General features: G+C 71.9%; 11 protein-coding genes. 4 read left to right on the top strand and 7 right to left on the bottom strand.

Features of this window, described 5'->3' with window-relative positions:
* Positions 1-24: 24 nt before the first annotated feature.
* Entirely contained in the window at positions 25-1,731 is a 1,707-nt protein-coding gene (locus ACZ6ZN_RS14215) for a glycerol-3-phosphate dehydrogenase/oxidase (protein ID WP_469646070.1), read from the bottom strand.
* Positions 1,732-2,005: 274 nt separating this feature from the next.
* Between ACZ6ZN_RS14215 and ACZ6ZN_RS14210 the strand changes: the two genes are divergently transcribed.
* Positions 2,006-3,214, top strand: a complete 1,209-nt coding sequence (locus tag ACZ6ZN_RS14210; protein WP_398107004.1) for a nucleotide sugar dehydrogenase — start codon at positions 2,006-2,008, stop codon at positions 3,212-3,214.
* Positions 3,215-3,755: 541 nt separating this feature from the next.
* On the opposite strand, the gene ACZ6ZN_RS14205 is transcribed toward ACZ6ZN_RS14210, so the two are convergent.
* From ACZ6ZN_RS14205 to ACZ6ZN_RS14190, 4 genes are all read right to left on the bottom strand, one after another.
* Positions 3,756-4,880: a GuaB3 family IMP dehydrogenase-related protein gene (locus tag ACZ6ZN_RS14205; RefSeq protein WP_398107005.1), complete on the bottom strand. Its 1,125-nt coding sequence runs from the start codon at positions 4,878-4,880 to the stop codon at positions 3,756-3,758.
* Between the two features lie 105 nt (positions 4,881-4,985).
* Complete coding sequence (gene guaB / locus ACZ6ZN_RS14200; RefSeq protein WP_398107006.1) at positions 4,986-6,491, bottom strand: IMP dehydrogenase; 1,506 nt, start codon at positions 6,489-6,491, stop codon at positions 4,986-4,988.
* Positions 6,492-6,643: 152 nt separating this feature from the next.
* Positions 6,644-7,231, bottom strand: coding sequence for a sigma-70 family RNA polymerase sigma factor (locus ACZ6ZN_RS14195; protein WP_033311556.1), 588 nt, complete (start codon positions 7,229-7,231; stop codon positions 6,644-6,646).
* Positions 7,232-7,739: 508 nt separating this feature from the next.
* The gene (locus ACZ6ZN_RS14190) at positions 7,740-8,351 is read right to left on the bottom strand and encodes a response regulator transcription factor (RefSeq protein ID WP_003948568.1); all 612 of its coding nucleotides are present in this window, start codon (positions 8,349-8,351) and stop codon (positions 7,740-7,742) included.
* Positions 8,352-8,731: 380 nt separating this feature from the next.
* Here ACZ6ZN_RS14190 and ACZ6ZN_RS14185 point away from each other — a divergent pair, with 380 nt between their 5' ends.
* Positions 8,732-9,061: a WhiB family transcriptional regulator gene (locus tag ACZ6ZN_RS14185; protein ID WP_004927066.1), complete on the top strand. Its 330-nt coding sequence runs from the start codon at positions 8,732-8,734 to the stop codon at positions 9,059-9,061.
* A 64-nt stretch (positions 9,062-9,125) separates the two neighbouring features.
* On the opposite strand, the gene ACZ6ZN_RS14180 is transcribed toward ACZ6ZN_RS14185, so the two are convergent.
* Positions 9,126-10,022 carry a LysR family transcriptional regulator gene (locus ACZ6ZN_RS14180; protein WP_398107007.1) on the bottom strand — a complete coding sequence of 299 codons (897 nt, stop codon included), beginning with the start codon at positions 10,020-10,022 and terminating at the stop codon, positions 9,126-9,128.
* Between the two features lie 80 nt (positions 10,023-10,102).
* Between ACZ6ZN_RS14180 and ACZ6ZN_RS14175 the strand changes: the two genes are divergently transcribed.
* Both ACZ6ZN_RS14175 and ACZ6ZN_RS14170 read left to right on the top strand, forming a co-directional pair.
* Positions 10,103-10,771 carry an MOSC domain-containing protein gene (locus tag ACZ6ZN_RS14175; RefSeq protein WP_469646067.1) on the top strand — a complete coding sequence of 223 codons (669 nt, stop codon included), beginning with the start codon at positions 10,103-10,105 and terminating at the stop codon, positions 10,769-10,771.
* Between the two features lie 93 nt (positions 10,772-10,864).
* On the top strand, positions 10,865-11,638 hold the full coding sequence (locus ACZ6ZN_RS14170; RefSeq protein WP_469646064.1) for an SDR family NAD(P)-dependent oxidoreductase: 774 nt from the start codon (positions 10,865-10,867) through the stop codon (positions 11,636-11,638).
* 72 nt (positions 11,639-11,710) lie between these two features.
* Here ACZ6ZN_RS14170 and ACZ6ZN_RS14165 read toward each other — a convergent pair whose 3' ends face one another.
* Positions 11,711-12,172, bottom strand: a complete 462-nt coding sequence (locus ACZ6ZN_RS14165) for a hypothetical protein (RefSeq protein WP_469646062.1) — start codon at positions 12,170-12,172, stop codon at positions 11,711-11,713.
* Between the last annotated feature and the right edge of the window lie 36 nt (positions 12,173-12,208).

Genomic DNA, 12,208 nt, shown 5'->3' with positions numbered 1-12,208 from the left:
GCCCGGGGCCGGCCGCCGGGGGTGTCACAGCGGCACGATGTCCGGTGCTCCGAGCCGGGCCGCGTCCGCCGTGAGGTCGTCGGGCTGGCGCTGCGACTCCCGCTCGGCCTCCACCCGCTTCTCGTAGTGCTGCACCTCGCGCTCGATCTGGTCCTTATCCCAGCCGAGGACCGGGGCCATCAGCTCGGCGGCGGCCCGGGCGCTGCGTGTCCCCCGGTCGAAGGTCTCGATCGAGATGCGGGTCCGCCGCGTCAGCACGTCGTCCAGGTGCCGTGCGCCCTCGTGCGAGGCCGCGTAGACGATCTCGGCGCGCAGGTAGTCGTCCGCCGCCGGCAGGGGCTCGCCCAGGGACGGGTCCTCGGCGATGAGGTCGAGGAGTTCCTCGGTCAGCGCCCCGTACCGGTTCAGCAGGTGCTCCACGCGCACCACGTGCAGTCCGGTCCGGGCGGCGATCCGTGCCCGCGCGTTCCACAGGGCGCGGTAGCCCTCGGCGCCCAGCAGGGGCACCTCCTCCGTGACGCACTCGGCGACGCGCAGGTCGAGTCCGTGCACCGCCTCGTCCACCGCGTCCTTGGCCATGACCCGGTAGGTGGTGTACTTGCCGCCCGCCACGACGACCAGTCCCGGCACCGGGTGCGCCACGGTGTGCTCGCGCGACAGCTTGCTGGTGGCGTCCGACTCGCCCGCGAGCAGCGGCCGCAGCCCCGCGTACACGCCCTGGACGTCGTCCCGGGTGAGCGGCACCGCGAGCACCGAGTTCACGTGCTCCAGCAGGTAGTCGATGTCGGCGCTGGAGGCGGCCGGGTGGGCCTTGTCGAGGTCCCACTCGGTGTCCGTGGTGCCGACGATCCAGTGCCGGCCCCAGGGGATGACGAACAGCACCGACTTCTCCGTGCGCAGGATCAGCCCGGTCGTTGAGTGGATGCGGTCGCGCGGCACGACCAGGTGGATGCCCTTGGACGCGCGGACGTGGAACTGCCCCCGTTCGCCGACCATGGCCTGGGTGTCGTCCGTCCACACGCCGGTGGCGTTGACGACCTGCTTGGCGCGGATCTCGTACTCGCCGCCGCCCTCGACGTCCTGCACCCGGGCGCCGACGACCCGCTCGCCCTCGCGCAGGAAGCCCGTCACCCGGGCGCGGTTGGCCGCCTTGGCGCCGTACGCCACCGCCGTGCGCACCAGGGTCGCCACGTAGCGGGCGTCGTCCATCTGGGCGTCGTAGTACTGCAATGCCCCGACCAGCGCGTCCTTCTTCAAGCAGGGCGCCACCCGCAGGGCGTGAGAGCGCGTCAGGTGACGGTGCATCGGCAGGCCGCGCCCGTGCCCGCGGGCCATCGACATGGCGTCGTACATCGCGACGCCCGACCCGGCGTACAGCCGCTCCCAGCCCTTGTGCTGGAGCGGGTACAGGAACGGGACGGGCTTCACCAGGTGCGGGGCGAGCCGCTCCAGCAGCAGGCCGCGCTCCTTCAGCGCCTCCCTGACCAGCGCGAAGTCAAGCATTTCCAGGTAGCGCAGGCCGCCGTGGATCAGCTTGCTGGACCGGCTGGAGGTGCCCGACGCCCAGTCGCGGGCCTCGACCAGGCCCGTGGACAGGCCTCTGGTGACCGCGTCGAGCGCGGTGCCCGCACCGACCACGCCTGCGCCGACGACCAGCACGTTCAGCTCACGCTCGGCCATAGATGCGAGGGACTCGGCGCGCTGCGCCGGTCCGAGTGTCGCTGTCCTCACCGCTGCCTCCCGCGTTCTTCGGTCGCACCGGCCGCACCCGTCGGGCACAACCCCGTCCGTTCCCCCATGCCCAAATTCTGACCGGGTTGCCCGACTTCAGCCACCACGGATCCTCAGCCTGTGGACAACGTCCGCGGAACACTCACCGAAACTCGGCCGGACAATCCCACATAACGGTCATATTTACTCCTAGTCTGACATTGCGCTCGCCCGTCCTGTCCACAGGGCTTGCGCCCCTGTCCCACTTCGGCTATCGGGAAGGACGGCCACCGCCATGCCCGCAGATCTCGCCGTGATCGGACCCGGCCCGTACGGCCTGCCCCTGGCTCAGGCCGCCGTCGCCGCCGGCATCCCCACCATCGGCTACCGGACGGGCCCCGACGCCGGCTCGCTCAGCCCCGCGGAACTGCGCCGGCTGCTCTCGGGAGGCTTCCGGCCCATCACCGACCCGGCGGAGCTCGGCCGGGTGCGCACCGCGGTCCTGTGCGTGCCGACCCCGCCCGGAACGGACGGCGGGTTCGACCTCGGCCGGCTGGAGGCCGCCGCCCGCACCCTGGCCGCGCACCTGCGCCCGCACACCACGGTGATCCTGGAGTCCCCCGTGCACCCCGGGACGACGGAGGACTTCCTGCGGCCACTGCTCGAAGAGGGCTCCGGGCTGCGCGCGGGACGGGACTTCCACCTGGCCTACTCCCCCAGCCGGATCGACCCCGGCAACCGGGACGTCACCCCCGCCACCACCCCCCGGGTCATCGGCGGCCTCACCCCGGCCTGCACCGAGTCGGCCGCGGCCTTCTACGGACGGCTGACCGACAAGGTGGTACGCGCGCGTGGCACCCGCGAGGCGGAGACCGTGCACCTGCTGGAGTCCAACTACCGGCACGTGAACATCGCCCTCGTCAACGAGATGGCCGTCCTCTGCCACGACCTGGGCGTCGACCTGTGGGACGTCGTCCGCTGCGCGGAGACCAAGCCGTTCGGCTTCCAGGCCTTCCGCCCGGGCCCCGGCGTCGGCGGGCACTCCGTCCCGCAGGACCTGACCGCCCTCGGCGGCCGCGGCCTGCGCATGGTGGAACTGGCCCGGCAGGTCAACGACCGCATGCCCGGCTACGTCGTCCAGCGCGCCGCCGCGCTCCTCAACGAGCACGGCAAGTCGGCCCGGGGCGCCCGCGTGCTCCTCCTCGGCGTCACCTACAAACCCGACCTCGCCGACCTCGAGGGCACCCCGGCCCGGGAGATCGCCCAGCGCCTGCGCGAACTCGGCGCGGCGGTCAGCTACCACGACCCCTATGTCCCCGCCTGGAGCGTCCAGGACCACCCGGTCCCGCGCGCGGACTCGCTCTACGAGGCGGCAGCGGACGCGGACCTGACCATCCTGCTCCAGCAGCACCGCACCTACGACCTCCAGGGCCTGTCGGTGAAGGCGCAGCTGCTCCTCGACACGCGGGGCGCGGCCCCCACGGGGGCGGCGCACCGGTTGTGAAGAGGGGCGCGTGGGGTGCGACAGCCGCAGGACTGCTGGCATGCGGCACCCGGCCCGGGTACCTTACGAAAACAGACGGAGCCCACCGCAGCGGCCACTGCGGCAGGCTCCTGGATGGATCACGGGGTGTCCGCCCCTAGTTCTTGTGGGGGCGGCCGCTCACCATCCGAAGAGCCGCAAGATCCACCTCCTCCGGCACTGCACCGTCCGAAGACGGAGTCGGTCCCAGCGGGTGGGCTTGCGGTGGCGACCCATAGGCGCCCCCTTCCACGACGCCGCCCAATGGCCCGGTGAACGGCTCGTCGGTGTCGGGCCGGGCCCCGAGGGCGGGGTCCGGACCATGTCCTTGGAAGGGGGCCCCCAGAAGAACCGGGGCGCCGATCACGGACACTATCGGCGCGCCACCCCCCGCACGGCCCCGAACGGCCCGAAGGCAACCGTGCGCCCCCCTGCGACAACCAGCGCCCCGGCCGAGCCGCCCGGGCATGCGGAAGGGCCCGGCCGCTCCCCGAGTGACCAGGCCCTTCTCCAGCCGAGTGCGTTACCGCCGGTGCTGCGAGTCCGCCACCGTGACCTCGACGCGCTGGAACTCCTTCAGCTCGCTGTAGCCGGTCGTGGCCATCGCGCGGCGCAGAGCGCCGAAGAGGTTCATCGAGCCGTCGGGCGTGTGGGACGGGCCCGTGAGGATCTCCTCCAGGGTGCCGACCGTGCCGAGGGCGACCTTCTTGCCGCGCGGCAGCTCCTCGTTCACCGCCTCCATGCCCCAGTGGTGGCCCTTGCCCGGCGCGTCGGTGGCCCGGGCCAGCGGGGAGCCCATCATGACCGAGTCCGCGCCGCAGGCGATCGCCTTGGGCAGGTCGCCGGACCAGCCGACACCGCCGTCGGCGATCACGTGCACGTACCGGCCGCCCGACTCGTCCATGTAGTCCCGGCGGGCCGCGGCCACGTCGGCGACCGCCGTCGCCATGGGGACCTGGATGCCGAGCACGTTGCGCGTGGTGTGCGCGGCGCCGCCGCCGAAGCCGACCAGCACGCCGGCCGCGCCGGTGCGCATCAGGTGCAGGGCCGCCGTGTAGGTGGCGCAGCCGCCGACGATCACCGGGACGTCGAGCTCGTAGATGAACTGCTTCAGGTTCAGCGGCTCGTGCGCGCCGGAGACGTGCTCGGCGGAGACCGTCGTACCGCGGATGACGAAGATGTCCACACCCGCGTCCACGACCGCCTTGGAGAACTGGGCGGTGCGCTGCGGGGAGAGCGCGGCGGCGGTGACGACGCCGGAGTCACGCACCTCCTTGATGCGCTGCCCGATCAGCTCCTCCTTGATGGGGGCCGCGTAGATCTCCTGCAGGCGCCGGGTCGCGGTCTCCGCGTCCAGGCCGGTGATCTCGTCGAGCAGCGGCTGCGGGTCCTCGTAGCGCGTCCACAGGCCCTCGAGGTTCAGCACGCCGAGGCCGCCGAGCTCGCCGATGCGGATCGCGGTGGCCGGGGAGACGACCGAGTCCATGGGGGCGGCCAGGAACGGCAGCTCGAAGCGGTAGGCGTCGATCTGCCAGGCGATCGAGACCTCCTTCGGGTCCCGCGTACGGCGGCTGGGGACGACGGCGATGTCGTCGAAGGCGTACGCCCGGCGGCCGCGCTTGCCGCGCCCGATCTCGATCTCAGTCACGTCTGTGGCCTTTCCCTGATGCGTTGCAGCGTCTTCCAGTATCGCCGACGGGCACGACGAGGGCGGCCCCGGATGCCCCGGAGCCGCCCTCGGAAGGCCCGGCCGCTACTTGCTGCGGCTGTAGTTCGGCGCCTCGACGGTCATCTGGATGTCGTGCGGGTGGCTCTCCTTGAGACCCGCCGACGTGATGCGGACGAAGCGGCCCTTGGACTCCATCTCCTCGATGGTGGCGGCGCCCACGTAGCCCATGGTCTGGCGCAGACCGCCGACGAGCTGGTGCAGCACGTTGGCCAGCGGGCCGCGGTAGGGCACCTGGCCCTCGATGCCCTCGGGCACGAGCTTGTCGTCGGAGGCGACCTCGGCCTGGAAGTAGCGGTCCTTCGAGTACGACCTGCCCTGGCCGCGGGACTGCATCGCGCCGAGCGAGCCCATGCCGCGGTAGGACTTGAACTGCTTGCCGTTGATGAACTGCAGCTCGCCCGGGGACTCCTCACAGCCGGCCAGGAGGCTGCCCAGCATGACCGTGTCGGCACCGGCGGCGAGCGCCTTGCCGATGTCGCCCGAGTACTGCAGGCCGCCGTCGCCGATCAGCGGCACACCGGCCGCACGCGCGGCGAGGGACGCCTCGTAGATGGCGGTGACCTGCGGGACGCCGATGCCGGCGACCACGCGGGTGGTGCAGATGGAACCGGGGCCGACGCCGACCTTGATGCCGTCGACACCGGCGTCGATCAGCGCCTGGGCGCCGTCGCGCGTGGCGACGTTGCCGCCGATCACGTCGACGCCGACGCTCGACTTGATCTTCGACATCCAGCTGAGGGCGTTGCTGTTGTGGCCGTGCGAGGTGTCGACGACCAGGAAGTCCACACCGGCCGCGGCGAGCGCCTGGGCGCGCTCCAGGGCCTCGGGGCTGGCGCCCACGGCGGCGCCGACGATCAGCCGGCCCTCGGCGTCCTTGGCCGCGTTCGGGTACTGCTCGGCCTTGACGAAGTCCTTGACCGTGATGAGGCCCTTGAGGACACCCGCGTCGTCGACCAGCGGCAGCTTCTCGATCTTGTGCCGGCGCAGCAGCTCCATGGCGTCCGGGCCGGAGATGCCGACCTTGCCGGTCACCAGGGGCATCGGCGTCATGACCTCGCGCACCTGGCGGGAGCGGTCGGACTCGAAGGCCATGTCGCGGTTGGTGACGATGCCGAGCAGCCTGCCGTTGCCGTCGGTGACGGGGACGCCGCTGATGCGGAACTTGGCGCACAGGGCGTCGGCCTCGCCGAGCGTGGCGTCCGGGTGCACCGTGATCGGGTCGGTGACCATGCCCGACTCGGACCGCTTCACCAGGTCGACCTGGTTGACCTGGTCCTCGATGGACAGGTTGCGGTGCAGCACGCCGACGCCGCCCTGGCGGGCCATCGCGATCGCCATGCGCGACTCGGTGACCTTGTCCATGGCGGCGGACAGCAGCGGGATGTTGACCCGGACGTTGCGGGAGATGCGGGACGAGGTGTCGACCGCGTTGGGGAGCACTTCCGATGCACCCGGCAGCAGCAGCACGTCGTCGTAGGTCAGCCCGAGTGTCGCGAATTTACCGGGCACTCCGTCGACGTTGGCAGTCATGACACCTTCCCCAAATGGCCTTGATCGGTGCGGATGTCCATGCTAACGGGCAGCGGGGCTGTCTCATTCCACGGTTCCGCCCTGCTCCGGGCTTCGTATGTTCGTACGGAAGCGGTGCGCCGCCGGTTCAACCCGGCGGCAGTTCGGCGGGACTACTGCTCGGCCAGCGCCCGCAGGCGGCTCAGCGCCCGGTGCTGCGCCACCCGCACGGCGCCGGGTGACATTCCCAACATCTGACCGGTCTCCTCCGCCGTGAGGCCCACCGCGATGCGCAGCAGCAGCAGCTCGCGCTGGTTCTCCGGCAGGTTGGCCAGCAGTTTCTTGGCCCACTCGGCGTCGCTGCTGAGCAGGGCGCGCTCCTCCGGCCCCAGGGAGTCGTCCGGGCGCTCGGGCATCTCGTCGGACGGGACGGCCGTCGAACCGGGGTGCCGCATCGCCGCGCGCTGCAGGTCGGCGACCTTGTGGGCGGCGATGGCGAAGACGAAGGCCTCGAAGGGCCGCCCGGTGTCCCGGTAGCGGGGCAGGGCGAGGAGCACCGCCACGCAGACCTCCTGGGCGAGGTCCTCGACGAAGTGCCGGGCGTCTCCCGGCAGACGCGACAGCCGGGTGCGGCAGTAGCGCAGGGCCAGGGGGTGGACGTGGGCGAGCAGGTCGTGCGTGGCCTGCTCGTCACCGTCGACGGCGCGGTGGACGAGCGCGCCGATCGCCCCTTGGGCATGGGCCGCCTCGTCGTCACGCATCGGTCCATGGTGCCCTGCGGCCGAAGGGTCCGCGGCACCGCGCCCGTTGTTGTGCACCGAAGCGTTATGAGCAGGTGCGCCGGAACTCATCCCCTGCGCCCTCCCCTTCCGCTCGACCGACTCGTCCCCGAGGAACTCCACACCCTCAAGGATGCGGCATCCGCGGCGAAACAAGCAGCGGGCTCCCGGCCGATGCCCGGCCCACCCCTGCCGACCTGGCGTTCCCAGCCCGCAGCGCGACCGCGGCGACCTGTGCGGTCACCGGCGGGGCCTGCCGTTCGGATCATCCGGGGGAGGTGGGTCGGCGGCGGCCGGCTGCCGGGCACACGGCCCGGACCGGGCCGGGGTCCGGAGTCCCGTCCGGCGTCGGCGGCCGGCTCCCGCCTGCGCGGGTGCGGCCCGCGCGGGGGCCGCCACGTGCCCCCGCTCTCCGGCCGGCGCCGGGAACCCGTCACCGGCGCTGCCGCGATGCCGTCGGTTCTCTGCGGCCGGATCCGAACGACAGGCCCTAGCGCACCAGACCCCACCGGAAGCCGAGCGCCACGGCGTGCGCCCGGTCGGAGGCGCCGAGCTTCTTGAACAGGCGCCGGGCGTGGGTCTTGACCGTGTCCTCGGAGAGGAACAGCTCGCGTCCGATCTCCGCGTTGGAGCGGCCGTGGCTCATGCCCTCGAGGACCTGGATCTCACGGGCCGTGAGCGTGGGCGCGGCGCCCATCTCGGCCGAGCGCAGCCGGCGCGGGGCCAGCCGCCAGGTCGGGTCGGCCAGGGCCTGCGTCACCGTCGCGCGCAGCTCGGCGCGGGAAGCGTCCTTGTGCAGATAGCCGCGGGCCCCGGCGGCGACCGCGAGGGCCACACCGTCCAGGTCCTCGGCGACGGTGAGCATGATGATCCGCGCTCCGGGATCGGCGGACAGCAGCCGCCGCACCGTCTCGACGCCGCCCAGTCCGGGCATGCGCACGTCCATCAGAATCAGGTCCGAGCGGTCGGCCCCCCAGCGGCGGAGGACTTCCTCGCCGTTGGCCGCCGTCGTCACGCGCTCTACGCCGGGCACGGTCGCGACCGCACGGCGGAGCGCCTCTCGGGCAAGCGGGGAGTCGTCGCAGACGAGAACGGAAGTCATGGCCGCCCTCCGCAGCTGATGCGCGTCACCTTGAGCCTCCAGGCTGGTACGAAATCGTCACCTGTGCGGTCGACCGTCTCGGACACCCGCCCGAGCCCTTGTTCCTTCAACCGCCTCGCACTCTCAACGACGGTCACTCGAAAGAGTTACGGGGGCGGTCGCCATCTTCGGCACTCTACGTGAGGGGGCGGACACGGTGGAGACATGCGCAGCAGACCCGCGAACTTTCATCACAACCTATGCCCCATTCAGACCCATTTCTTCCGCTTTGCCAGTGTCTGGAGCTAGATTCGCAATGAGTCATATTTTCATCTCCTTAGATCGTAGTTGTACGGTCGTAGACACCGGATCCGCCCAAGACGGCTACAAGGGGTCACGCAATGGCAGATTTCTCCCGCCTTCCCGGACCGAACGCGGACCTGTGGGACTGGCAGCTGCTGGCTGCTTGTCGCGGGGTGGACAGCTCGCTCTTCTTCCATCCGGAGGGCGAACGCGGTGCGGCTCGGAGCGCTCGCGAGAACTCGGCCAAAGAGGTCTGCATGAGGTGCCCGGTACGCGCGGAGTGCGCCGCTCACGCCCTGGCGGTGCGTGAGCCGTACGGGGTGTGGGGCGGCCTGACCGAGGACGAGCGCGAGGAACTCATGGGGCGGGCGCGCAACCGGCTGGTGTCGGCGTCGGCATCGGGCGGGCACACCGCCTCGAACAACTGAAGGAACGTTTCTCTAACCGGCACGCGCACGCGTGCCGTCGGTCTTTGGACGCAGGGGGGAGGTGTCAGCGGCGGGCGGCCCGGGCCAGCTGGTCGAGGGTCGCCGCCACCGCCGGGACCTGGGCGAGATCGGGCAGGGTCAGCGCGACGATCTCCCGGCGCACCGCCGGCTCCAGCCGCACGGTCCGCACGCCCCGGGGCCGTACGGACTCGACGGCCAGCTGGGGCAGGACGGCCACGCCGAGGCCCGCGCCGACCAGGCCGACCACGGCCGGGTAGTCGTCGGTGGCGAAGTCGATGCGCGGGGTGAAGCCGGCCGCCGCGCACACCTCGGTCAGCTGGCCGCGGCAGCGCGGGCAGCCGGCGATCCAGGGCTCCTCGGCGAGTTCGCCGATGGCGACGGACTGCGCCTGCGCGAGCCGGTGCCGTTCCGGCACGAGCGCGACGAGCCGGTCCGCCAGCAGGGGCCGTACGACGAGGTCGTCCCACTCCTCGGCACCCGCGGCGCCCTCGTAGCGGAAGGCGAGGGCCACGTCGCAGTCGCCCTCGCGCAGCAGGCCCACGGACGCCGGGGGTTCGGCCTCCTCCAGGGAGACGCGGGTGCCGGGGTGGGCCGCGCGCAGGGCGGCGAGGGCGGTGGGGACGAGCGTGGAGCTGCCGCTGGGGAAGGAGACGAGCCGGACCCGGCCCGCGCGCAGTCCGGCGATGGCGGCGACCTCCTCCTCCGCTGCCGTCAGCCCGGAGAGGATGCCGGCCGCGTGCCGCACGAGGGCCTCGCCGGCCTGGGTCAGGCGCATCTCCCGTCCGGCGCGGATCAGCAGCGGGGTGCCCACGGAGGTCTCCAGGGCCTTCATCTGCTGGCTGACGGCGGGCTGGGTGCAGCCCAGCTCGCGGCCGGCGGCGGAGAAGGAGCCGGTGGCCGCGACGGCGCGCAGGACGCGGAGGTGGCGAGCTTCGATCACCCTTCAAGGATAAGGGACCCTTTGACCACGAAGCGAATAATGCGTCGACACTTTGGGGGCCGTTCGCCTAGCGTGCGCGCATGGAGCTGTTGTCAGTGAACCTGGGCCGCGCGACGGCAGTCGCGTACACCGACAACCCCGAAGGGGTGACCGGGATCGACAAGAGGCCGGTGGACCGTCCCGTGCGGGTGTCCGCGCCCGGGCCGAAGGGGGTCGGCGGGAGCGGGCTGGCCGGGGACGCGGTGTGCAAGCTGCAGCACCACGGCGGCGACGACCAGGCCGTGTACGCGATGGCCCGCGAGGACCTGGACGAGTGGGAGCGCGAGCTGGGCCGCACCCTGGCGGACGGGGCGTTCGGCGAGAACCTCACCACCCGGGGCCTGGACGTGTCCGGCGCGCTGATCGGGGAGCGCTGGCGGATCGGGCCCGAGGTGGTGCTGGAGATCACCTCCGGGCGGATCCCGTGCCGTACGTTCCAGGGTCATCTGGACGAGAAGGGCTGGGTGAAGCGGTTCACGCAGCGCGGTGCGCCCGGGGCGTATCTGCGGGTGATCGTGCCCGGGGAGATCCGCGCGGGCGACGCCGTCGAGGTCGTGCACCGGCCCGGGCACGACGTGACCGTGGCGCTGGCCTTCCGGGCGGCGACCACCGAGCGGGCACTGCTGCCCCGGCTGCTCGCCGCGGGCGAGGCGCTGCATCCCGAGCTGCTGACGGCGGCCCGTGAGTACCGGGACGCGTACGGCTCCTGACCGCGGCTCATCACGGCGGTCCGCGCGGGGCTCCGCCACGGACGGCCCCGCGGGCAAGCGGACGCATGGGATCCGGGTCACTACGCTGCTGCCATGACAACGGCTCTGATTACGGGATCGACGGCAGGCATCGGAGCCGCGTTCGCGCGGCGACTGGCGGCCGACGGGCACAACCTGGTGCTGGTGGCGCGGGACACCAAGCGGCTCCGGGAGCAGGCGACCGAGCTGCACGACCGGCACGGCATCGAGGCCGAGGTGCTGACGGCCGACCTCGCGGACGACAAGGGCATCGAGACGGTCGCCGACCGCCTCCGGGACCGCCGGAGCCCCGTCGACCTGCTGGTCAACAACGCCGGCTTCGCCAACAAGGGCCGCTTCCTGGAGGTGTCCGTGGCCGACGAGCTGCGGATGCTGAAGGTGCACTGCGAGGCGGTGCTGCGGCTGACCGCGGCGGCGACGGAGACCATGCGGGAGCGGGGCCGCGGCGGTGTCGTCAACGTCGCCTCGGTCGCGGCCTTCGTCCCGCGCGGGACCTACGGCGCCTCCAAGGCGTGGGTCGTGCAGTTCACCCAGGGCGCCGCGCGGGACCTGGGCCGCAGCGGGGTGCGGCTGATGGCGCTGTGCCCGGGGTTCGTCCGCACCGAGTTCCACGAGCGGGCCGGCATGGGCACGGACAACATCCCCGGGTGGATGTGGCTCGACGCGGACAAGCTGGTGACGGCCGCACTGCAGGACCTCGCCCGCGGCAAGACCCTGTCCATCCCGGACCCGCGCTACAAGGTGCTGATGGGCGCGGCGAAGCTGGTGCCGCGCGGAATGCTCGGGGCCGTCTCGTCCCGGACGGGGCGGAAGTACGGGCCGCAGTGACCCGCTGACGGCGCACGGCAGCCGCCCCCTCCCGGGCGGCGGCCCGCCCCACGAGGACGCCCGGCCCGTTGGTCAGAACTCCTCGACCTTCGTGCCGTTCGGGGTCTTGTAGCAGCCGGAGACGACGGTCAGGCTCAGTTTGGGTGGGTCGTTCTTCGCCATCTCCACAACCTTGACGCTCGCCTTTTTCGCGTCGTTGTCGGCGACCAGGTTCATGTTCTTGTTCCTGCTGGTGTCCGGTTCGTACGAGACGACTTTCCAACCGTGCTTCGGCAGTTCTGCCTTCAGCCGCTCCATGGCCCGGCCCAACTCGGCGGCGGACGCCGGATAGAAGCTCCACGGGTGGAACACCCGGAAGTACTTCTCCGGGTCCTTGTCCGAGCACTCCGTGACACCGGCGCGGCTGTCGGACGCCTTCCCCTTCACACCGATCAGGTCGTAGAGGTCGCTGGAAATCTTCTCGATCGCGTCGGCAGCCTCGACCGACGCACTGGTGCCGGCGAAGGGGACGTCTTCGGAATCGTCATCAGTCATGGCGCATCCAGTGAGGGTCGAGAGGACGAGGGGCAC

This window comes from Streptomyces sp. NPDC053665 (genome assembly GCF_055585285.1).
The sequence above is the reverse complement of the archived record's forward strand: the minus strand, read 5'-3'. Positions and strand labels throughout refer to the sequence as shown.

Bases quoted from the DNA above. Each gene is read 5' to 3' on its own strand.
- ACZ6ZN_RS14190 (WP_003948568.1), bottom strand. From the start codon at position 8,351: ATGACTTCCGTTCTCGTCTGCGACGACTCCCCGCTTGCCCGAGAGGCG.
- ACZ6ZN_RS14195 (WP_033311556.1), bottom strand. From the start codon at position 7,231: ATGCGTGACGACGAGGCGGCCCATGCCCAAGGGGCGATCGGCGCGCTC.
- ACZ6ZN_RS14170 (WP_469646064.1), top strand. From the start codon at position 10,865: ATGACAACGGCTCTGATTACGGGATCGACGGCAGGCATCGGAGCCGCG.
- guaB (WP_398107006.1), bottom strand. From the start codon at position 6,491: ATGACTGCCAACGTCGACGGAGTGCCCGGTAAATTCGCGACACTCGGG.
- ACZ6ZN_RS14210 (WP_398107004.1), top strand. From the start codon at position 2,006: ATGCCCGCAGATCTCGCCGTGATCGGACCCGGCCCGTACGGCCTGCCC.
- ACZ6ZN_RS14185 (WP_004927066.1), top strand. From the start codon at position 8,732: ATGGCAGATTTCTCCCGCCTTCCCGGACCGAACGCGGACCTGTGGGAC.
- ACZ6ZN_RS14165 (WP_469646062.1), bottom strand. From the start codon at position 12,172: ATGACTGATGACGATTCCGAAGACGTCCCCTTCGCCGGCACCAGTGCG.
- ACZ6ZN_RS14175 (WP_469646067.1), top strand. From the start codon at position 10,103: ATGGAGCTGTTGTCAGTGAACCTGGGCCGCGCGACGGCAGTCGCGTAC.